The 19,885-nt window shown below is 72.0% G+C and carries 18 protein-coding genes; 8 read left to right on the forward strand and 10 right to left on the reverse strand.

Annotated elements, in window-relative coordinates; all coding sequences use genetic code 11:
* Positions 1-93: 93 nt before the first annotated feature.
* Positions 94-1,290, forward strand: a complete 1,197-nt coding sequence (locus tag ABZ928_RS23405; protein WP_361522120.1) for an SGNH/GDSL hydrolase family protein — start codon at positions 94-96, stop codon at positions 1,288-1,290.
* On the opposite strand, the gene ABZ928_RS23410 is transcribed toward ABZ928_RS23405, so the two are convergent.
* From ABZ928_RS23410 to ABZ928_RS23430, 5 genes are all read right to left on the reverse strand, one after another.
* Positions 1,291-4,206 (reverse strand): AAA family ATPase, encoded by a 2,916-nt coding sequence (locus tag ABZ928_RS23410; RefSeq protein ID WP_361522123.1) that lies wholly within the window; start codon positions 4,204-4,206, stop codon positions 1,291-1,293.
* 40 nt (positions 4,207-4,246) lie between these two features.
* Positions 4,247-4,600, reverse strand: coding sequence for a UBP-type zinc finger domain-containing protein (locus ABZ928_RS23415; protein ID WP_361522126.1), 354 nt, complete (start codon positions 4,598-4,600; stop codon positions 4,247-4,249).
* Positions 4,597-6,054, reverse strand: a complete 1,458-nt coding sequence (locus tag ABZ928_RS23420; RefSeq protein ID WP_361522129.1) for an ATP-binding protein — start codon at positions 6,052-6,054, stop codon at positions 4,597-4,599. The genes ABZ928_RS23415 and ABZ928_RS23420 overlap by 4 nt, the downstream gene beginning before the upstream one ends.
* Complete coding sequence (locus tag ABZ928_RS23425) at positions 6,051-7,727, reverse strand: FAD-dependent oxidoreductase (protein ID WP_361522132.1); 1,677 nt, start codon at positions 7,725-7,727, stop codon at positions 6,051-6,053. The genes ABZ928_RS23420 and ABZ928_RS23425 overlap by 4 nt, the downstream gene beginning before the upstream one ends.
* Positions 7,728-7,792: 65 nt before the next feature.
* Positions 7,793-8,152, reverse strand: a complete 360-nt coding sequence (locus tag ABZ928_RS23430; RefSeq protein WP_361522135.1) for a VOC family protein — start codon at positions 8,150-8,152, stop codon at positions 7,793-7,795.
* 63 nt (positions 8,153-8,215) lie between these two features.
* Between ABZ928_RS23430 and ABZ928_RS23435 the strand changes: the two genes are divergently transcribed.
* Positions 8,216-9,088, forward strand: coding sequence for a universal stress protein (locus tag ABZ928_RS23435; RefSeq protein WP_361522138.1), 873 nt, complete (start codon positions 8,216-8,218; stop codon positions 9,086-9,088).
* A gap of 1 nt (position 9,089) precedes the next feature.
* Here ABZ928_RS23435 and ABZ928_RS23440 read toward each other — a convergent pair whose 3' ends face one another.
* From ABZ928_RS23440 to ABZ928_RS23450, 3 genes are all read right to left on the reverse strand, one after another.
* Positions 9,090-10,331: a DUF4032 domain-containing protein gene (locus ABZ928_RS23440; protein WP_361522140.1), complete on the reverse strand. Its 1,242-nt coding sequence runs from the start codon at positions 10,329-10,331 to the stop codon at positions 9,090-9,092.
* A gap of 41 nt (positions 10,332-10,372) precedes the next feature.
* Complete coding sequence (locus ABZ928_RS23445; RefSeq protein ID WP_361522143.1) at positions 10,373-11,119, reverse strand: MBL fold metallo-hydrolase; 747 nt, start codon at positions 11,117-11,119, stop codon at positions 10,373-10,375.
* 178 nt (positions 11,120-11,297) lie between these two features.
* Positions 11,298-11,924: an alpha-ketoglutarate-dependent dioxygenase AlkB gene (locus ABZ928_RS23450; protein ID WP_361522146.1), complete on the reverse strand. Its 627-nt coding sequence runs from the start codon at positions 11,922-11,924 to the stop codon at positions 11,298-11,300.
* A 130-nt stretch (positions 11,925-12,054) separates the two neighbouring features.
* Between ABZ928_RS23450 and ABZ928_RS23455 the strand changes: the two genes are divergently transcribed.
* Together ABZ928_RS23455 and ABZ928_RS23460 are read left to right on the forward strand one after the other, a co-directional pair.
* Positions 12,055-12,672 (forward strand): TetR/AcrR family transcriptional regulator, encoded by a 618-nt coding sequence (locus tag ABZ928_RS23455; protein ID WP_361522149.1) that lies wholly within the window; start codon positions 12,055-12,057, stop codon positions 12,670-12,672.
* A 16-nt stretch (positions 12,673-12,688) separates the two neighbouring features.
* The gene (locus tag ABZ928_RS23460) at positions 12,689-14,365 is read left to right on the forward strand and encodes an FAD-binding dehydrogenase (protein WP_361522152.1); all 1,677 of its coding nucleotides are present in this window, start codon (positions 12,689-12,691) and stop codon (positions 14,363-14,365) included.
* 8 nt (positions 14,366-14,373) lie between these two features.
* On the opposite strand, the gene ABZ928_RS23465 is transcribed toward ABZ928_RS23460, so the two are convergent.
* A complete protein-coding gene (locus ABZ928_RS23465) occupies positions 14,374-14,721 on the reverse strand; it encodes a DUF488 family protein (protein ID WP_361522155.1) in 348 nt (115 codons plus the stop codon).
* Between the two features lie 139 nt (positions 14,722-14,860).
* On the opposite strand from ABZ928_RS23465, the gene ABZ928_RS23470 reads away from it, so the two are divergent.
* From ABZ928_RS23470 to ABZ928_RS23485, 4 genes are all read left to right on the forward strand, one after another.
* Positions 14,861-16,246: a M1 family metallopeptidase gene (locus ABZ928_RS23470; RefSeq protein ID WP_361522158.1), complete on the forward strand. Its 1,386-nt coding sequence runs from the start codon at positions 14,861-14,863 to the stop codon at positions 16,244-16,246.
* 75 nt (positions 16,247-16,321) lie between these two features.
* Positions 16,322-17,053: a L,D-transpeptidase family protein gene (locus ABZ928_RS23475; RefSeq protein WP_361522160.1), complete on the forward strand. Its 732-nt coding sequence runs from the start codon at positions 16,322-16,324 to the stop codon at positions 17,051-17,053.
* A 19-nt stretch (positions 17,054-17,072) separates the two neighbouring features.
* The gene (locus ABZ928_RS23480) at positions 17,073-17,747 is read left to right on the forward strand and encodes a response regulator transcription factor (RefSeq protein WP_361522163.1); all 675 of its coding nucleotides are present in this window, start codon (positions 17,073-17,075) and stop codon (positions 17,745-17,747) included.
* Positions 17,744-19,597, forward strand: coding sequence for a HAMP domain-containing sensor histidine kinase (locus tag ABZ928_RS23485; protein WP_361522166.1), 1,854 nt, complete (start codon positions 17,744-17,746; stop codon positions 19,595-19,597). Before ABZ928_RS23480 ends, ABZ928_RS23485 begins: the two co-directional genes overlap by 4 nt.
* On the opposite strand, the gene ABZ928_RS23490 is transcribed toward ABZ928_RS23485, so the two are convergent.
* Positions 19,553-19,807, reverse strand: coding sequence for a WhiB family transcriptional regulator (locus ABZ928_RS23490; RefSeq protein WP_361522168.1), 255 nt, complete (start codon positions 19,805-19,807; stop codon positions 19,553-19,555). The two genes, ABZ928_RS23485 and ABZ928_RS23490, sit on opposite strands and share 45 nt — an antisense overlap.
* Positions 19,808-19,885: the final 78 nt, after the last annotated feature.

Here is a 19,885-nt window from a genome sequence, read left to right on the forward strand (position 1 = left end):
CGGCGGCCGCACCACGACGGTCGAGTACGCCGGAACCTCCCGCACCGTGACCATGAAGCCCGGTGCCACCGTCACGTTGAAGGAGTTCGGCCGATGACGGGCCGTACCGCCCGCGCCTGCCGCCTGATCGCCGTCACGCTCCTGGCCGCCGCCTCGCAGGCCACACCGGCGCCGGCCGTCGAGAGCCCGCCCGACGGGGTCATCACCTGGGGCACGAGCGCCGACCGGATCGGCGAGGCGGTCGCCGACCGCGGCTACCGCATGGTCGTGCACACCAGCGTCGCGGGACGGGACCCGCGGATCCGGCTCTCCAACGCCTTCGGGGACCGGCCGGTGACCTTCGACAGCGTCTACGCCGGGATCCGGCGAGAAGGCGCCGAACTGGTCCGCGGCACCAACCGGCGGCTCACCTTCGACGGCTCCACGTCCGTCACCGTCCCCTCCGGCGCCACCGTGTACAGCGACCCGCTGCCCGGGAGGCTGCCCGCCGGCGCCGACCTGGCCGTCAGCATCCACACCCCGGACGCGGCGGGCCCGCTCACCGGCCACTGGATGGCCATGCAGACCTCGTACGCCACCCAGGGCGACCACACCGCGGAGGAGAGCGGCACGCACTGGGCCGACACCATCGGCTCGTGGCTGTACCTGGACGCCGTGTCCGTGCGGGCGGGCGCCGGTGCCGTGGTCGCGCTCGGCGACTCCATCACGGACGGCTGGCAGTCCACGACCGACCTCAACCGCCGCTGGCCGGACTATCTGGCCCGCAGGCTCCAGAAATCCGGCAACGTCGTCAAGGGCTTGGCCAACGAGGGGATGGCCGGCAACAAGGTGCTCGCCGACGGCCCCGGACAGAGCGCGTTGAACCGGCTGGACCGGGACGTGCTCTCCCAGCCGGGCGTGCGGACCGTCTTCCTCTTCGAGGGCGTCAACGACATCAAGGCCCACACTGGCGTCACCGCCCAGGACCTGATCGACGGCTACCGGGAGATCGCCGACCGGGCGCACACGGCCGGCAAGTGCGTGGTCGTCGCCACCGTCGGCCCCTTCAAGGGCTGGCCGGAGTGGGACCCGGCCGCCGAGGCCGTACGGCAGGAGGTCAACGCGTTCCTCCGGGACAGCGGGGAGTTCGACGCGGTCACCGACTTCGACCGGATCCTGCGCAGCCCCTACGACCAGGAGCGGATGCTCCCCGCACTCGACGGCGGGGACCACATCCACCCCAACGACAAGGGCATGCGGGCCATGGCGGACGCCGTCGACCTGCCGAGCCTGGACTGCGCGAACCGCTGATCACTCCGGGGCGACCAGGCCCTCCCGGTAGGCGACCGCCACCGCCTCGGTACGGCTCGAAGCACCCAGCTTGGCCAGGATGTTGGAGACATGCACGCTGGCCGTCTTGCCGCTGATGAACAGCTCCTCGCCGATCTGCCGGTTGCTCCGGCCCAGGGCGAGGAGCCGCAGCACGTCCTGCTCTCGGGCGGTCAGCGGCGAGGGCCCGTCCGCGTTCTTCGGCGCCGCCGAGAGCCGGCCCCGGCGTATCAGCGTGTCCGTCTCCTCCAGCAGGAGCGTGGCCCCCAGCCGTACGGCCGTCTCCCGTGCCGCACCGGCCTCGACGGCCGCCTCCTCGCGGCGCTCGGCCGCCAACAGGGCCTCGGCGTACCGGACCTGACAGCGTGCGCGCTCATAGGTGTCGCCGAAGTCGAACGCGGCGACCGCCTTCTCCCAGGCGGCGGGGTCCGGGCCGGACACGACCCGCGCCCACTCCGCCTCGGCCCGCGCCAGCCATGCCTGCCCCTCCGGCCCCTGCGGGCTGCGGTCCTCGCCGCGCACGGCCGTCTGCCGGGCGAGCTCCAGAAGGTCGTCCGCCGTGCCCGCCCAGCGGCTCGCGCCCGCCTCGTCACCGGAGAGGCGCAGGGCGCCCGCGGTGTCGGCGACGGCGGACAGGGCGCGGGCGGCCAGCCGGACCGAGACGTCGGGACGGCTGCCCGCGTCGTCGGTGAGGGCCTTGACCGTCGACCACAGCTGCTCCACCGCGGCCTCGGCGTCCCCGCGCAGCGCCGCGGCCTCGGTCAGCACGATGCCCGCGACGAGTGTGGCCATCCAGTCGAAGTGCCCCTGGAGCAGGGCCCGGGCCCGGTCGACGGTCGTGAAGTCGCCGCGGGCGAGGGCGACATAGAGCGCGGGCCCGGACGCGTACCCGCTCAGCGCGGGCAGCTCCCGGCCGCCGGAGACCGCCCGCAGGCACTCGTCCCAGCGGCCCAGCGTGTACAGCACCACCAGCTGGAGATGGCGCATCGCCTGCGGGTACGGCGAGGACAGCAGCCCGGCCCGGCGGGCCCGGTCGAGACCCTGGGCCAGCCAGGGGAGGGACTCCTCCAGGTCGCCGGACTCGTAGGAGCCGATGGCGAGATTGAACAGCGCGCGCATCTCCACGGGCGCGTTGCCCGCGGCGTGGGCCAGCTCCTGGGCCTGAAGGATGCGCGCGCGGCCCTGCGGGGTGCGCCGGCCGCCTTCGAGACCGGCGAGGGAGATCAGCAGGTCGGCCCGGGCGTCCGTCGCGTCCAGCTGCTCGGCCACCCGCAGCGCCTCACGGGCGACCCGGAGCGCGGTCTCGTCCTCGCCGACATGCCGGGCCGCCATGACATGGGTGGCCGCCGCCCACACCCAGGTCCGCGACGGCGGATCGGCCGGGATGAGGGCGAGCGCCTCGCTGCTGTACTGGAACGCCGCCGTCAGGTTGTCGACGTCGATGAGGTTCCCGGCGAGCGTGTAGCGCACCCGGGCGGCGAGTTCGGTGTCGGCGTCCTGGTCGATGCCGGCCAGCGCGGAACGGGTGAGGGAGACCGCGCGGTGCGCCTCCCCGGCGCGTGCCGCCGCGGCGGAGGCCCGCAGGGTGAGCGTGACCCGGTCCTCCGAGGGACGCGCGGACGCCTCGACCGCCGACCACAGGTCGAGGGCCGTTTCGAGATGCCGGAGCTCCTCGGCCGGCGCCCCGACCCGCTGGGCGTGATCGGCCGCCTCCAGCGAGGCGGCCAGCGCCTCGCCGAGGTCATGGCTCTCGCGGTAGTGGTGGGCGCGCTCCGCCGCTGACTCGGCCCGGCGGCCCCGCCCGGACAGCAGCCGGGCGAACGCGCCGTGGAGGCGGGCGCGTTCGCCGGGCAGCAGATCGGCGTAGACGGCCTCGCGGGCGAGGGCGTGCCGGAAGGAGTACGTGTCCCCGTCGCCCGGCACAAGCAGCTGCCGTCCGACGGCCTCCCGCAGCGCCGACTCCAGCTCGTCGTCCGGGAGCCCGACGGCGTCCCGCAACAGGTCGTGCTCGACGCGGCGGCCGGCGACCGCGGCTGTGCGCAGCACCTGCTGCGCGGTCTCCGAGAGCTGCTCGATCCGGATCAGCAGGACGTCCGCAAGGCCGCTGGGCATCCCGCCGACCTCGGTGTCGGCGGTCGCGACCAGTTCCTCGGCGTAGAAGGCGTTGCCCTCGGCCCGCTCCACGATCCGGCGGACGGTGGCGTCCGGCAGCGGCCGCTCCTGCAACGCCTGCACGAGCCGTGTGACCTCCGCGTCGGCCAGCGGCCGTACCTCCAGCCGCTCGACGGCGGGCAGCCGTACGAGCTCGGCCAGCAGCGGCCGCAGCGGGTGACGCCGGTGCAGGTCGTCGGCCCGGTAGGAGGCGAGCACCACCAGCCGGTGCGTGGGCGCCCCGCCCGCCGAGCGCTGGAGGATGCCCCGGCTGAGCAGGAACCGCAGCAGGTCCCGCGAGGACTGGTCGGCCCAGTGCAGATCTTCCAGGACCAGCAACAGGGGTGCGACCTCGGCCAGTTCGGCCAGCAGCGCCGCCATCCCTTCGAACAGCTGCAACCGTCCGCCGTCGCCGCCGCCTCCCAGCAGCCGCTCGGCTACCGGATGCCCGTCGAGGACGGCGGCGAAGCGCTCGTCGGAGGAGAGCGCCCCCAGGATCTCGGTGAAGGGCAGATAGGGCAGACCCACATCACCGAGATCGACGCAGTGCCCGGTCAGCACGGTCATTCCGGCGGCGGCGGCGCGCTCGGCGGCCTCGCCCAGCAGACGTGTCTTGCCGACTCCGGCGTCCCCGGCGATCAGTACGGCACGGGCTTCACCACCGCGGGCACGCGAGAGCACCCCGTCGAGCCGGGCGAGTTCGTCAGCACGGCCGATGAGCGGAGAAAGAAAGGAGGTCGGAGGCACAAGCACATCCTGTCACCTGAGCGCGGAAGCCCCCGAGCCATTAACCCCGCAGCGTCCTCGCCCAGTCCGCAGGGACCCGCCCCTCCGGCCCTGGTGCGGGCTGCCCGAGGGGATGGCTGTCCGGCGCCGCGAGGGTGGGCCCGGACTCGAACATCTCCTGCGTCTCGAAGTCCCAGAACCACTCCTCTCCGGGCTCGAAGCTCTGCACCAAGGGGTGCCCGGTCTCCTTGAAGTGCCCGGTGGCGTGCTTGGAGGGGGAGGAGTCACAGCACCCCACGTGCCCGCACTGCGCACACCGCCGCAGATGGAACCACCAGCCGCCCACGGCATCGCACTCGACACAGCCGTCCCCGCTGGGCGGCACGGTCGCGTCGAGTCCCTTGATGTCGGTCATTCCAGCTCCTCGATCGTGTCGCTCTCGGCGGCGGTGAGCGGTAGCAGCACCTGGAACCGCGTGTCCCCGGGCTCCGACTCCACCTGGAGCGTCCCGTGATGCTTGTTCACCACGATCCGCCAGGAGATGTCGAGACCCAGCCCCGTCCCCTCGCCCACCGGCTTCGTGGTGAAGAACGGGTCGAAGATCCGGCCGCGGATCTCCTTCGGCACCCCGGGCCCGCTGTCCCGGAACTCGACCAGCAGCCGCTCGTGGTCGAGCGCGGTCCGCACGGTCAACGTCCCTTCGCCGCCCGCGCTGTTGATCGCGGCGACCGCGTTGTCGATCAGATTGGTCCACACCTGGTTGAGCTCCGCCGGGTACGCCGGGATCTTCGGGAGCGTACGGTCGTACTCCTTGACGACCTTGATCTGCTGCCCGATCTTCCCGGACAGCATCAGCAGGGTGCTGTCGAGGAGTTCGTGGACATCGGCGTTCTGGAAGGGCGCCCGGTCGAGCTGGGAGTACTGCTTGGCGGCGTCGACGAGATGCGAGATGCGATTGGTGGAGTCGTTGATCTCGTCCATCAACAGCTCGGTCTCGACGGTGTAGTTGAGCCAGCCGATCGCGTTCGGCAGGAGCTCCTCGTCCACGGCCGCCGCGACCTGGTCCAGCCAGTCCACGTCGAGCCCGGCCTGCACGAAGGTGGGCGCGAGCCGCCAGCCGTTCTGGATGTCGTGGTCGTCCAGCCAGTCGGTGACCGCGTCCTCCCGGTCGGAGGCCTCCAGCGGGCTCAACGTCGGTGCCTTGGCGACGCGTTCGGCCGTGCGGTCCTGGATGTCGATGAGGTTCGCCATGATCTCGGGGGCGTAGTTGCCCTGCGCGATGACGGCGAGCTTGTGCCGCATCTTGCCCACGCGCTCCCGCAGGGTCGCGGTGGCCCGTACGGCGGCCGCCGCGGGGTTGTTGAGCTCATGCGTGAGCCCGGCGGACAACGAGCCGAGCGCCAGCAGCCGTTCGCGCTGGCCGATGGCCCGCTGGGTGCTCTTGGAGCCGAAGAACAGCCCCTCCAGGAGGTGCACCGCCATCGGGAACCACTCCTGCATGAAGTCCGAGAACTTCTCGCCCGGCAGCACGAAGAACCGGGTCGGCTCGGTGACCCGCATGGAGTTGTTGTAGACCTGCGGCACCCGGTCGCCGAGATAGGCCTGCATCGAACCGGCGTACACCCCGCGCTGGGAGGTCCGGCTGACCTCCACGTCGTCGCCGCCGACCCGGCGCGAGAGCACCACCGTGCCCTCGATCATGACGTAGAAGCAGGTCGCGGTCTCACCCTCGGTGTAGACGGGGCCGGGCTCGAACAGCTCCACCCGCCCCGCGGCGCACAACTGCCCCAACTGCTCGGGGGACAGCTTCTCGAACAGGAACAGCGACCCGATCTCCTCGGGGCTGCACGGCACGAGCTGCCCGCTCATGACTGCTCCAGATAACGGTGGACGAGCATCACGGCCATGGCTCCCTCTCCGACGGCGGACGCGACCCGCTTGGCCGACTCCGCACGGGCGTCACCCGCCACGAACACGCCGGGGACATTGGTCTCCAGGTGGTACGGCGGCCGGTCCAGCTCCCAGCCCGCCGGCGGCCGTCCGTCGGCGGTGAGGTCGGGCCCGGCCAGGATGAACCCGTGGTCGTCGCGCAGCACCGTGTCGTCCAGCCAGTCGGTGAGCGGGGCCGCGCCGATGAACACGAACATCCACTGCGCGTCGACGAGTTCGGTCTTCCCGGTGTCCACGTCGCGCAGGGTGAGCTGCTCCAGGTGGTCGGAGCCGTGGGCGGACTCGACGACGGTCCGCGCGCGGACGGAGATGTTCGGCGCCTCGTTGATCTGCTGGATCAGATAGTGCGACATCGACGCGGACAGGTCGGGGCCGCGCACCAGGAGCGTCACCGACTTGGCGCCCCGGGCCAGGTACATCGCCGCCTGCCCGGCCGAGTTGGCGCCGCCGACGATGTAGATGTCCTGCCCCTGGCAGGAGGCCGCCTCGGTCAGCGCAGAGCCGTAGTACACCCCGCACCCGGTGAGATCGGTGCAGCCGGGCGCCTCCAGCTGTCGGTACGACACACCGGTCGCCAGGATCACGCTGTGCGCGGCGACCGAGGACCCGTCCGAGAACCGTACGACCCGGGCGGCCCCGTTGATCTCCAGACCGGTCACCTCGCGCGCGGTGAGGATCTCGGCGCCGAACTTCGCGGCCTGCCGCCGGGCCCGGTCGGTGAGCTGGCCGCCCGAGACACCGTCGGGGAAGCCGAGGTAGTTCTCGATCCGGGAGCTCTGCCCGGCCTGGCCGCCGGTCGCCGACCGCTCCACCAGCACGGTCCGCAGCCCTTCCGAGGCCCCGTACACGGCCGAACCGAGCCCGGCCGGGCCGCCGCCGATGACGACCAGGTCGTAGAAGTCGGCCGTCGGTGTCGTCGCGAGCCCCACGTGCGCGGCCAGCTCCGGCGCCTCGGGCGCGACCAGTGGCGTACCGTCCGGCGTGATCACGAGCGGCAGCCGCTGCCCGTCCTGTCCGGCCGCCGCCAGCAGCCGCTGTCCCTCGGGCTCGTCGGCGGAGTACCAGCGGTAGGGCACCTGGTTGCGGGCCAGGAACTCCCGTACGTCGGAGGAGCGCGCCGACCAGCGGTGCCCGACCACCTTGGTGCTGGCCACCGGCCGGAAGTCGCTGCACCGCCACGCCTCGAGGAGATCGTCGAGGACCGGATAGAGCTTCTCCTCCGGCGGGTCCCACGGTTTGAGGAGGTAGTGGTCCAGATCCACGACGTTGATCGCGTCGATCGCCGCGTTGGTGTCCGCGTACGCCGTCAGCAGCACCCGCCGGGCGCCCGGATAGACGTCCAGGGCCTGTTCGAGGAACTCGATGCCGTTCATCTGCGGCATCCGGTAGTCGGCCAGGATCACCGCCACCAGATCCCCGCGCAGCTTCAGCTCGCGCAGCGCCTCCAGGGCGGACTCGCCGGACTCCGCGCGCACGATCCGGTACGACTCGCCGTAGCGCCGCCGCAGGTCACGGGCGACGGCACGGGAGACTCCCGGGTCGTCGTCCACGGTCAGGATGACGGTCCGCGCTGATTCGGCGGCCTGTGCCATGCGTCTCCCACCCCGAGAGTTCGGCTGCGACTGCGGCCATCGTATGTTCGAACGTCCCGCTTCGCTCAGGTTTGCGGTCGGCGGTCGCGGAGCACGCAGAACTCGTTGCCCTCGGGATCCTGGAGCACCACCCACGACTGCTCGCCCTGCCCGACGTCCGCGTGCCGGGCGCCGAGCGCGAGCAGCCGGGCGACCTCCGCGGCCTGGTCGTCGGGGCGGAAGTCGAGATGGAGACGGTTCTTGATGGTCTTGGTCTCCGGTACCGGGGCGAAGAGCAGGCCGGGCAGGCGGTCCTTGTCCGGGCGGATCTCGTACTCGTCGGGATCGTCGTTCACCACCACCCAGCCCAGCGCCTCGGCCCACCAGCGGCCCAGGTGCACCGGGTCGCGCGCGTCCACGTTCAGCTGTTCCCAGACCAGGCTCATACGGGCAGCGTAGTGAAGACTGGGCCCCACGCGCCTGATCGTTTTTCCGAGGGAGACAGCCGTATGACGCGTCCGATCACCGCAGGAGTCGACGGAACCGAGGAGAGCCTCGCCGCGCTGGACTGGGCGGCCCGGGAGGCGGTGCGCCGCGGTCTCGCGCTGCGGGTGGTGCAGGCCTGGCGGTTCCAGGCGTACGACGCCGTCGAGGTGGCCACCCCGGACATCCAGGCCGGGTGGGTGCGGGAGACGGTGAGCGAGGCGGCCCGGGACATCGGGGAACGGCACCCGGGGCTCACCGTGACGACCGATGTCGTCGAGGGCGGCGCCGTCGACACCCTGGTCGAGGCGGCGGCGGACGCCGAGATGCTGGTCCTCGGCTCGCGCGGGCACGGGCGGGTCGTCGGGTTCCTGCTCGGTTCCGTCGGACAGCAGGTGATCGCGGAGGCCGCGCGGCCCGTCGTCCTCGTGCGCGCCGGCGACCAGCCCTCGGCCGAGGTCGCGGGACACGAGATCGTCGTGGGTCAGGAGGGCGAGCCGGAGGACAGCGAGGCCGCCCTGCGGTTCGCGTTCGAGACGGCCGCCGCGCGCGGGGCGACCGTGCGGGCCGTACGGGCCTGGACGCTGCCGCCGGTGTTCGCCTACAGCCCCGGCTCCCTCAAGCTCCTCGACGAGGCCGGCGGCCTGGAACCGCGCGAGAAGCAGGCGCTCGGCGCGGCCCTGGAGCCGTTGCGGGCGAGCTTCCCCGAGGTCCCGGTGGTCGAGCACGTCGAGATGGGCAGCGCGGGTCAGGTACTGCTGTCGGTGGCGGCGCGGGCCCAGCTGATGGTCGTCGGCCGGCGCGCCCGTCGTACCGCCGTGGGCGCCCGGATCGGCTCCGTCGCCCATGGCGTGCTGCACCACGCGGAGTGCCCGGTGGCGGTCGTCCCGCCCGTCTGAGTCAGTCCTCGACGGTGGGAGTGGGCTGGAGCGTCTCGCGCGCCTTGGGCAGGACGGTCTCGATGTAGTCGGCCACCGCCGTGTCCAGGCCGATGTCGTGCTGCGCCCGCTCCGACAGGTACCAGCGGTGTTCGAGAAGTTCGTGGTAGATCTCGGCCGGGTCCATGGACCCGCGCAGGTCGAGCGGCACCGCCCGCACCGTCGGCCGGAAGACGTCCCGGACCCAGCGGTGGGCGAGGACCTCGGGGCGGGCGCCGAGGGGGTCGCCCGGGGCGTAGTCGTCCTGGGTGGCCATCCAGCTCTCCAGGTCGTTCAGGAGCCGCCGGGCCTGGTTCTCCTCGGTGTCCAGGCCCGTCAGCCGCAGGAGTTGGCGCTGGTGGTGGCCGGCGTCGACGACCTTGGGCACGAAGGTCACCGTGTCGCCGTTGGCCGCGTGCTCGATCTGCATCTCCGCCACGTCGAAACCGAGCTCGTTGAGGCGGCGGATGCGGCGCTCGATGTAGTGGTACTTGCCGGCCGGATAGACGGAGGTCCGGGTCAGCTCCTCCCACAGGCTCCGGTAGCGCGCGCAGATCTCCATGCCGAACTCGATCGGGTCCACGGAGGGGTGCAGCGCCCCGGAGGCCTCCAGGTCGAGGAGTTCGCCGCTGATGTTCACGCGGGCGAGGTCGAGGTCGTACTCGCGCTGTCCGTCGCTGAGCCGGGGCTGGAGTTCGCCGGTCTCGGCGTCGACGAGGTAGGCGGCGTAGGCGCCCGCGTCCCGGCGGAAGAGGGTGTTGGACAGCGAGCAGTCGCCCCACGCGAACCCGGCGAGGTGCAGGCGGACGAGCAGGACGGCCAGGGCGTCCATGAGGCGGTGCATGGTCGCGGGCCGCATCGTCGTCTCGAACATCGACCGGTACGGCATCGAGCCGCCCAGATGCCGGGTGACCAGGACGGACTCCAGGGGGTTGCCGTCCTGGTCGGTGCGGCCGGTGACCACCGCCAGGGGGTCCACGGAGGGGATGGCGAGCCGGTCGAGGTCGCGGAGCATGTCGTACTCGTTGAGGGCGGGCCGCTCGGCGAGCTCCTTGACCGCGATCACCTCGGTGCCGGCCCGGGCGTAGCGCACGACGTGCCGGGATATGCCGCGCGGCAGCGGGACCAGGACCTCCTCCGGCCACTCCTCCAGCGGCACGTCCCACGGCAGCTCCAGCAGGAGCGCGGGATGCTCCGGGTTCGTCGCGCTGATCTGCAGTGCCATGGGCCGTTCGTCCTCGCCTCGCGGGTGATCGTCACCTCACCTTAGAGGGCGCGCTCCTTGGCCTGAAGTGCCGCTTCACGGACCGGACCGCGGTGCGCGGGACCGTGTCCGGGGAGCATGAGGTCGCCCTCGAGACCGGCGAGGACGTCCAGCGAGGCCACGGCGCGGGCGCGCTCGTGATGGAACATGTCGGGCAGCAGCTGCGGCCCCTCGACCCGCGAGGTGGGGTGCCCGCTCACCAGGGCGTCACCGGAGATCAGCACCCCGGTCTCCGGGAGGTGGAAGGCGACGTGCCCGCCGGTGTGGCCGGGGGTGTGCACGGGGACGGGACGGCCCGGCAGATCGAGCGGGCCCGCCGACGGGAACACCTCGGGAGCGGTGACCGGGACATGTGCCTTGCCGCCGGAGCGGATCGCGTGCAGAGCCCAGGGCACGACACCCGGCCGCCAGCCGTTCCTCAGCACGTCACCGACGGTCACCTGGTGCAGGAACTCCCTGCGGGCGTGGGGCACTTCGGCCTCGTGGAGATATACGGGCGTTCCGTACGTCGCGCGCAGATGCTCGGCCGATCCCAGGTGGTCGTTGTGGGCGTGCGTGATCAGCACCGCCGTCACCGCCTCCGGTGAACTCCCCACCTGTGCAAGGGAGGCGAGCACCTGCTCGCGGTCCCCGGGGTAGCCGGTGTCGACCAGCGTGACGGCGTCCCCCTCGGTGAGGATCACCCAGTTGGTGTTGCTGCCGTGCACGAGGTAGGTGCCGTCGGCGACTTGCCGCACATCCGTCCGCATGATCGTCCCGAGTGATGAGAGTGCCTGCTCGACAGGCACAGCAAAGCAGATGAACAGGGAGGCGGAGTCGGCGGGTCCGCTCGTGTGCCCGCAGGCGGAAGTAGGGGGAAGTGCTGCCTCCGGCACCGTCCACCGGAGGCAGCCCCCCGCGTGCTTCCGAAGCAGCCGCCTCTCTGCCTCAGCGCACGCCGTACGGGCGGAACTGGACGCTGACGCGTGGTCCCGCGGCTCGTGTGGTCTTCGGTACGGCGTGCTCCCAGGTCCGCTGGCAGGAGCCGCCCATCACGATCAGATCGCCGTGGCCCAGCGGCCGGCGCACGGTGTCGCCGCCGCGCATCGGGCGCAGCAGCAGATCGCGGGGCGCGCCGACGGAGAGGATGGCGACCATCGTGTCCTCCCGGGCGCCCCGGCCGATCCGGTCGCCGTGCCAGGCGACGCTGTCCCGGCCGTCCCGGTAGTAGCAGAGCCCGGCCGTGGCGAACGGCTCTCCGAGCTCGTCGGCGTAGTGCGTGCTGAGCGCGGCCCGCGCCTCGGCGAGCACCGGGTGCGGCAGTACGTCGTCCGTGCCGTAGTACGCGAGCAGCCGCGGTACGTCGACGACCTGGTCGTACATCTTCCGCCGCTCCGCCCGCCAGGGGACCTCGGCCACCAGCTGTTCGAACAGCGCGTCCGCGCCGCCGAGCCATCCCGGCAGTACGTCGATCCACGCGCCGAAGCCGAGCCGGGTGCGGCGGATCCCGTCGAGGGGGCCGAGTCGCAGCTCGTCGGTCTGGTCGAAGAGGGAGGCCTGGAGGTGCGGGGTCATGGATCCAGCGTACTCCTTATTCGAAAATCTGTTCCCATCGATTCCCGCCCCCGTCGATTCCGTTCCTGGTGCGCCTCTTTCGATACATCGGTGTATCGGATACATTCGCGTATCGAACGGAGGGCGGGACATGGAGACTGCGCGGCGGGTGACCAAGCGCCGGGTGCGGACCCGCGCCAATCTGCTCGACGCCGCCTTCGAGGTGTTCGCCGCCAAGGGCTTCGGGCGGGTCTCCATCGAGGAGGTCTGCGAGGCCGCCGGCTACAGCCGGGGCGCCTTCTACTCGAACTTCGACAGCCTCGACGAGCTGTTCTTCGCCCTCTACCGGCAGCGGGCCGACCTGATCGCCGACCAGGTCTCCGGCGCGCTCGCCCTCGACGGCCCCGACCTCGATGTGCCCGCCGCCGTCGACCGGGTCACCGAGGTGCTGCTCCTCGACCGGGACTGGCTCCTGGTGAAGACGGACTTCCTGGTGTACGCCGCGCGGGAACCTGCCGTCGCCGAGACCCTTCTCGAGCACCGGGCGCGGCTGCGCGAGGCGATCGCCGAACGGCTCGCCCGCGCCCGGGGCCACACCGCGCTGCCCGCCGTGCTGGGCGACCTCGACGGCGCCGCCCACGCCGTGGTCGCCGCGTACGACGGCGTCACCACCCAACTGCTGCTGGACCGGGACCTGGAGCGGGCCCGGGGCTGGCTGGGGCAATTGCTCACCGCGCTGCTGACCGACGGCAGCGCCACCACCGTATGAGGAAGGGACGGTCGCCATGGATGCCGACGTCATCGTCGTCGGAGCGGGGCTCGCGGGCCTGGTCGCGGCGCATGAACTGACCAGCCGGGGCCGCAGGGTCGCGCTGGTCGACCAGGAGAACGCCGCGAACCTCGGCGGTCAGGCCTTCTGGTCCTTCGGCGGACTGTTCCTCGTCGACTCCCCGGAGCAGCGGCGGCTCGGCATCAAGGACTCCTTCGACCTGGCCTGGAGCGACTGGCGGGGCAGCGCGCAGTTCGACCGCGAGGACGACGAGGACTCGTGGGCGGTGCGCTGGGCGCGCGCCTATGTCGAGTTCGCGGCGGGGGAGAAGCGGTCCTGGCTGGAGGGGCACGGCATCAAGTTCCTGCCGACGGTCGGCTGGGCCGAGCGCGGTGACCTGCGGGCGCACGGACACGGCAACTCCGTGCCGCGCTTCCACATCGCCTGGGGTACCGGCACGGGCGTCGTCGAACCCTTCGTCAACCACGCCAAGCAGGCCGCCCGCGACGGGCTGCTCACCTTCTACCACCGCCACCAGGTCGACGAACTCGTCATCGAGGACGGCCAGGCGCGCGGCGTGCGCGGCACGGTCCTCGCCGAGGACAACTCGGCCCGCGGCGTGAAATCCAGCCGCGACCCGATCGGCGACTTCGAACTCACCGCCCAGGCCGTCGTCGTCACCACCGGCGGCATCGGCGCCAACCACGACATCGTCCGCCGCTACTGGCCCGAGCGTCTCGGCACCCCGCCCAGCGACATGGTCACCGGCGTCCCCGCGTACGTCGACGGGCGGATGCTCGACATCAGCGCGGAGGCGGGCGTACGGCTCGTCAACCGCGACCGCATGTGGCACTACACCGAGGGCATCCAGAACTGGGACCCGATCTGGCCCGGGCACGGCATCCGCATCCTGCCGGGCCCGTCCTCGCTGTGGTTCGACGCGCTGGGCCGTCGGCTTCCCGACCCGTGCCTGCCCGGCTACGACACCCTCGGCACCCTCAAGCACCTGCGCACCACCGAGGACATCGCCGGGTACGACCACTCCTGGTTCATCCTCACCCAGAAGATCATCGAGAAGGAGTTCGCGCTGTCGGGCTCCGAGCAGAACCCCGACATCACCGCCAAGGACCGCGTCGGCTTCCTCAAGACGCGGGTGCTGGGCAAGGGGGCGCCGGGTCCGGTCGACGCGTTCCTGCGCAAGGGCGCGGACTTCGTGACCGCCTCGGGCCTGGAGGAACTCGTCGAGAAGATGAACGCCCTGACCGAAAAGCCGCTCCTCGACGCCGCCGAGGTGCGCCGCCAGATCGAGGCCCGCGACCTCCAGATCGCCAACCCGTACAGCAAGGACGCCCAGGTCCAGGGCATCCGCAACGCCCGCCGCTACATCGGCGACAAACTCGGTCGGGTCGCCACTCCGCACGCGATCCTCGACCCGGCCGCCGGCCCCCTCATCGGCGTCAAGCTGCACATCCTCACCCGCAAGACCCTCGGCGGCATCCAGACCGACCTGGACTCCCGCGCCCTGGACGCCGAGGGCAACCCGATCGGCGGATTGTACGCGGCCGGTGAGGTGGCCGGCTTCGGCGGCGGCGGCGTCCACGGCTACAACGCGCTGGAGGGCACCTTCCTCGGCGGCTGCCTGTTCTCGGGGCGGGCGGCGGGACGGGCCGCGGCCCAGCAGACGGGCGGCTGACCCTCGTCTCAGTCCAGCAGACGTGCGAGCACGGCCGCGTGGCTCTCCTCGGGAGTCTTCGCGGCCGTCAGCAGCGTGACCGTGCCCTTGCCCGTCAACTCGCGCACATGGGCGAGGAGTTCGGCCGCCTCGGGCGCGGCCAGCTCCGCCTCGTAACGGCGCGCGAACTCCTCGTACGACCCCTCGCCCGCGTGGTACCAGCGGCGCAGCTCGGTCGACGGGGTCATGGCCTTGGGCCACTCGTCCACGCGTGCCGCGTCCTTCGACAGGCCGCGCGGCCACAGGCGGTCGACGAGGACCCGGACGCCGTCCTCCGGCTCGGGCGATGCGTAGACGCGGCGCAGGCGAACGTTCACGGCGGGGCCTTTCTGCGGGGGCGGGGTGTCCCGGAGGGTACTGCCGACGGGGGCGCGGCTTGACCTGTTCCAGGGCGAGTTCCGCGGTGATCACCTTTAGTGTGAAGCCGTCGTCCACTCCCCACCCGTTGGAGCGAACGTGCCGCAGGCCGTCAGACGTACCTTCGTCATCGGAACCGTCCCCGTCGCCCTCGCCGCCCTGCTCGGAGCCGCCGCACCCCCGGCGGCCGGCTCGTCCGGCGTGGGTGACCCCTACTTCCCGCTGGCGGGCAACGGCGGTTACCACGTCGGCCACTACGACCTGACTCTCCGCTACGACCCGGGAAGCCGTCACCTCGACGGCAAGGCCGTTCTCTACGCCCGCGCCACCCAGAACCTCAGCCGCTTCAACCTCGACCTCAACGGGCTGAAGGTCACGAGCCTCACCGTCGACCGCGCCAAGGCCGGCTTCAGCCGCGACGGACAGGAACTCACCGTCACCCCGCGCAAGGCCCTGCACAAGGGCCAGTGGTTCCGCGTCACCGTCGCCTACAACGGCAAACCCGCCCCGGTCACCGACCCGGACGGCTCGCTCGACGGCTGGATCCCCACCGACGACGGCGCGTTCGTCGCCGGGGAGCCGCAGGGCGCGATGACCTGGTTCCCGGGGAACAACCACCCCAAGGACAAGGCGTCGTACGACTTCACCCTCACCGTCCCCGACGGGCGCACCGCCGTCGCCAACGGCGTGTTCCTCGGCAAGCGGAGCGCGCACGGGCGGACCACGTTCCGCTGGCGCCAGTCCGAGCCCATGGCCGCCTATCTGGCCACGGCGACGGTCGGGAAGTTCAAGGTCGAGCGGTTCACGACCCGCGACGGCATCCAGGTCTACAACGCCGTCGATCCGCGCGAGGCCACCGCTGCCGCGCCCGTCCTCAAGCAGCTGCCGTCCGTACTGGAGTGGGAGAGCAAGCTCTTCGGGCCCTACCCGTTCAAGGCCGCCGGTTCGATCGTCGACCGCGCCCCGAACGTCGGCTACGCGCTGGAGACCCAGACCCGGCCCGTCTACGACCAGGCACCCGACCTGAGCACCCTCGTCCACGAGAGCGCCCACCAGTGGTTCGGCGACTCCGTCACCCTGACCTCCTGGAAGGACATCTGGCTCAACGAGGGCTTCGCGACCTACGCCGAGTGGCTCTACGAGGAGCAGCACGGCGGTGACAGCGCGCAGAAGACCTTCGACGCGCTGTACGCCCGGCCGGCGAGCGACGGACTGTGGGAGTTCCCGCCGGGTGACCCGGGCAGCGGCGCGAACATCTTCGGCACGCCCGTCTACGCCCGGGGCGCGATGGCGCTGCACCAGCTCCGCAAGGCCGTCGGGGACCGGGTGTTCTTCCGGATCCTGCGGGCCTGGGCCACGGAACGCCGGGACGGACACGGGACGACCGCGCAGTTCGTGCGGCTCGCGGAGCGGGAGTCGGGCAAGGACCTGGACGGGCTCTTCCGGACCTGGGTGTACCAGCAGGGCAAACCGGCCGCGTCCTAGCAGCGGACGTGCTCTGTCACGGGACGCGCTCACGAACCTGACGAGTTCCAAACAAGTGTCGGCGAACGTCGAGGCATGATCACACGCACCTCCCACGTCGCACTGCTCGCCGCCTCCCTCGTACTCACCGGGTGCGGGGGAGGGGCGGCGGCGCTCCCTGCGCGGCCGCCGGCCACCACCACGGTCCAGCCCGCGCCGACCATCTCCCTGGACGTGGCTCCGCAGCAACTGCCCGGCCTGGGACCGAAGACGTGGGCGCGGGTGCCCGAGGACGCCCGTCAGGCCGTCGTCGTCACGGGACGCGGCAAGAGCTCCTCGCGGTCCACCGTCGTCCTGTACGAGCGCACCGACGCGGGGTGGGAGGCCGGCGGGCGCTGGCCCGCGCACAACGCGCTGCGCGGCTGGACCGACGACCACCGCGCCGGTGATCTGCACTCGCCGATCGGGGTGTTCGGCCTGACCGACGCCGGCGGCCTGCTCCGCGACCCCGGCACCCGGCTGCCGTACGACCAGGGCAGCGGCTTCGCGGTGGGCGGCGCCGGCTTCGAGGGCGAGCCCCTGGCGGGCTCCTTCGACTACGTCATCGCGATCAACTACAACCGCACGCCCGGCACTTCCCCCCTCGACTGGACCCGCCCTCTCGGGGCCGGCCGCGGCGGCGGGATATGGCTGCACGTCGACCACGGCGGGCCCACCCACGGCTGCGTCAGCATCGCCGAGGAGCACATGAAGGAGCTGCTGCTGGCGCTGGACCCGGCCCGCCATCCGGTCGTCGTCATGGGGGACGCCGACTCGCTCGCCCGCTGATCGCCTTAGGATCCGCCAGGTGTGCGCACATGTACTGGTCGCCGAGGACGACGAGATGCAGGCCGAACTCATCCGCCGCTCCCTGCTGGCGGAGGGTCACATCGCGACCGTGGTCCACGACGGCGCGGCCGCCCTCGACGCGGTACGCCGGCTGAGACCCGATCTGGTCGTGCTGGACCTGATGCTGCCCGTGGTCGACGGCCTCGGCGTGTGCCGGGCGCTGCGGCGGGCCGACGACATCCCGGTGCTCATGCTCACCGCCCGCTCCACCGAGGACGACGTGCTGCTGGGCCTGGAGGTGGGCGCCGACGACTACATGACCAAGCCCTACAGCCCGCGTGAGCTGATGGCGCGCATCCGCACGGTTCTGCGGCGCAGCGGCCACGGCCCGGTGCGGGCGGCGGGGCTGTGCGTCGATCCCGTACGGCATGAAGTGCGGTGCGAGGGGGAGCCGGTGGAGTGCACGCCCGCCGAGTTCGCCATCCTGCTCGCCATGACCGCGGAGCCCGAACGGGTCTTCTCCCGGCGGCAGTTGCTGGAGTGCACCCGCGGTATCGACCGGGCGTCGACCGAACGGGCCGTCGACGTCCACATCATGAACCTGCGCCGGAAGATCGAGGCCGATCCGCGCAAGCCGGTGCGGCTGCTGACCGTGTTCGGGGTCGGCTACAAGCTCAGCGGCGGCCGCGGATGAGCCGGTCCGGCATACCCCGTACACCCCGCATACCCCTGCGCAAGCGTCTGCTGGTCCGGCTGCTCGTCGCCACCGTGCTCATCGCCGTGTGCTCGGTGGCCGCGACCGCCTGGCTGGCGGTGGAGACCACCACCCGCGCGCTGGAGCAGGAGCAGGGGCAGGTGCTGGCCGAGGACATGGACGTCCTCGCCCGGCTCAGCGGATACGCGGCGACCCACCCCGAGTGGAAGGGCGTCGGGGAGCTCGTACGGTCCCTGTCCGAGAAGACCGGCCGCCGGATCGCCCTGACCACCACCGACCGCACCCTCATCGCCGACTCTGCGGCGCCCGGCACCTCCCTGCCGCCGCGCGCCGCCGCCACCGTCGACCCCCTGCGCACCGACACCTACACCGAGCGCGGGGCGCAGCGCAGCGGCGTCGATCCGCGCGTGGTGGGGCCGTACCGGCTGACGGCCGTGGAGAGCGCCAAGCTGGAGAAGGTGGCCTTGCAGCGGCAGAAGTGCTTCTCCCGGTTCGGTGTGGAGAGCAGCGTCGTCGAGACGCCGAGCGGCCGTCCGGTCCTCAGCAGTGACGATCCGACGCCGTACGACTGCGGCGACGGAAGGCTCAACACCCCGACTCCCAGCGAGGAGAAGGCCTTCGCGGACCTGACGGAACGCGCCCGTGACTGCCTCGCCCGGCAGGACTTCAGGTTCGCCGATTCACTGCTCGTCTCGTTCGACTTCACCGAAGGGGGTGTGGGCGCCCGCTACCACCTCAAAGGGGTCGACGTACCGCCGGGTTCGGAGAACGCACGGACCGTGGAGAACTGCGTCGACAGTGCGCGCCGCGCCCAGCTCGACCCCTATGTCGCGCCGGCCGCCGAACTGTTCCTGGGCGGCGGGGACCGCACCGCCGTGCGGTTCGACATGTCCTCGGACAACAAGACGAAGATCTTCGGGGTGGCGGGGCTCGTGCTCGTCGTCACCGTCGCCGTGACCACCGTCGTCGCCACCCGGCTCGTGCGGCCGCTGCGGGCGCTGACCGCGGCGGCCCAGCAGCCGCCGGAGCTGCATGTGCGGGTGCCGGTGACCACCCGGGACGAGACCGGCATCCTCGCCGCCGCCTTCAACGCGCTGACCGAGCGCCGTGAACGCCTGGAGGCCCAGCGCAAGGCCATGGTCAGCGACATCGCCCATGAACTGCGCAGCCCGCTCACCAACATCCGCGGCTGGCTGGAGGTCACCAAGGACGGGGTGGTGCCGCCCGACCGGGAGTTGCTCACCTCCCTGCACGAGGAGGCCCTCGTCCTCCAGCGGGTCATCGACGACCTCCAGGACCTCGCCGCCGCCGACGCCGGCACCCTGCGGGTGCACCGCGAGCCCGTCCGTGCGGACGAGTTGCTCGGTCAGGTCGCCGCGGCCCACCGGGTGGCGGCCGACTCGGCGGGCGTCGCGCTGCGCACCGAGGTGGCCGGTGAGCCGTGGCTCGACGCCGACCCGGTGCGGATGCGGCAGGCGCTGGGCAACCTCGTCTCCAACGCGCTGCGGCACACGCCCGCGGGCGGGACCGTCGCCCTCGCGGCACGGTACGAGGGCGACGACGTGGTCCTCGAAGTCGCCGACACCGGCAGCGGGATCGCGCCCGAGGATCTGCCGCATGTCTTCGACCGGTTCTGGCGGGCCGAGAAGTCCCGCAGCCGCCGCACCGGCGGCAGCGGGCTCGGTCTGCCGATCGTGCGCCACCTGGTCGCCGCGCACGGCGGCACGGTCCAGGCGGCGAGCGCACCCGGCGAGGGCAGTGTCTTCACCCTGCGGGTGCCCGGGCTAGCCGGAGGTGCGGGCGGCCCTGGCCCGGCGCCGCTGGAGTGAGCGCCGCTCGGTCTCGCTGGTGCCGCCCCAGACTCCGATCGCCTGCCCGGTGTCCATGGCCCACTCCAGGCATCGCTCCCGCACGGGACAGCGCCCGCAGACGGCCTTCGCCTGCTGTGTCTGCACCAGGGCCGGGCCGGTGTTGCCGATCGGGAAGAAGAGGTCGGGGTCCTCGTGGCGGCATGCGGCATGGTCTCGCCAGTTGTCCATTGGTGTCACCTGCGCTCGAAGTCGTCCGTGCCCTCGCGGATGGCTTACTCGCTTTCGGGTCACCTGTCGATGCGTAAG

The organism is Streptomyces sp. NPDC046909, assembly GCF_040644695.1.
GTDB lineage: Bacteria > Actinomycetota > Actinomycetes > Streptomycetales > Streptomycetaceae > Streptomyces.

Coding starts and splice junctions, on each gene's coding strand:
- ABZ928_RS23405 (WP_361522120.1), top strand. CDS start 94: ATGACGGGCCGTACCGCCCGCGCCTGCCGCCTGATCGCCGTCACGCTC.
- ABZ928_RS23415 (WP_361522126.1), bottom strand. CDS start 4,600: ATGACCGACATCAAGGGACTCGACGCGACCGTGCCGCCCAGCGGGGAC.
- ABZ928_RS23420 (WP_361522129.1), bottom strand. CDS start 6,054: ATGAGCGGGCAGCTCGTGCCGTGCAGCCCCGAGGAGATCGGGTCGCTG.
- ABZ928_RS23425 (WP_361522132.1), bottom strand. CDS start 7,727: ATGGCACAGGCCGCCGAATCAGCGCGGACCGTCATCCTGACCGTGGAC.
- ABZ928_RS23430 (WP_361522135.1), bottom strand. CDS start 8,152: ATGAGCCTGGTCTGGGAACAGCTGAACGTGGACGCGCGCGACCCGGTG.
- ABZ928_RS23435 (WP_361522138.1), top strand. CDS start 8,216: ATGACGCGTCCGATCACCGCAGGAGTCGACGGAACCGAGGAGAGCCTC.
- ABZ928_RS23440 (WP_361522140.1), bottom strand. CDS start 10,331: ATGGCACTGCAGATCAGCGCGACGAACCCGGAGCATCCCGCGCTCCTG.
- ABZ928_RS23445 (WP_361522143.1), bottom strand. CDS start 11,119: ATGCGGACGGATGTGCGGCAAGTCGCCGACGGCACCTACCTCGTGCAC.
- ABZ928_RS23450 (WP_361522146.1), bottom strand. CDS start 11,924: ATGACCCCGCACCTCCAGGCCTCCCTCTTCGACCAGACCGACGAGCTG.
- ABZ928_RS23455 (WP_361522149.1), top strand. CDS start 12,055: ATGGAGACTGCGCGGCGGGTGACCAAGCGCCGGGTGCGGACCCGCGCC.
- ABZ928_RS23460 (WP_361522152.1), top strand. CDS start 12,689: ATGGATGCCGACGTCATCGTCGTCGGAGCGGGGCTCGCGGGCCTGGTC.
- ABZ928_RS23475 (WP_361522160.1), top strand. CDS start 16,322: ATGATCACACGCACCTCCCACGTCGCACTGCTCGCCGCCTCCCTCGTA.
- ABZ928_RS23485 (WP_361522166.1), top strand. CDS start 17,744: ATGAGCCGGTCCGGCATACCCCGTACACCCCGCATACCCCTGCGCAAG.
- ABZ928_RS23490 (WP_361522168.1), bottom strand. CDS start 19,807: ATGGACAACTGGCGAGACCATGCCGCATGCCGCCACGAGGACCCCGAC.